Genomic DNA, 261 nt, shown 5'->3' with positions numbered 1-261 from the left:
AAGCCTACGTTTAGCTCTGGTAGCGCCTCTTTTAACTGCAGTGTACTGTCTTCGGCGGCTTGGCATTGCAGTACTTCAGATTCATCAATAAGTGTACACACCCAATAAACTTGGCGGCCTTGCTCGTTACACGCTAATTTAACGCGGGCAATAATATCGTCTCTGCGAGTATCAGGAAGTGCCACTGTTGTGATTGGCGTACGCCCAGGTGGTAGCTCGTCAATCACAGAGGTTTCTAAGTCGGCATAGGCGGTCATAGCG

1 pseudogene is annotated in these 261 nt (G+C 49.4%); it reads right to left on the bottom strand.

Annotation, left to right across the window (positions count from 1 at the left end):
- A pseudogene (locus AAEY75_RS15785) lies at positions 1-261 on the bottom strand (ATP-dependent DNA helicase RecG); the annotation flags it as partial.

It is taken from the genome of Psychrobacter sp. TB55-MNA-CIBAN-0194, from assembly GCF_040309505.1.
GTDB lineage: Bacteria > Pseudomonadota > Gammaproteobacteria > Pseudomonadales > Moraxellaceae > Psychrobacter > Psychrobacter fozii.
Note: the sequence above shows the minus strand (reverse complement) of the source record. Positions and strands in the feature narration are given on the sequence as shown.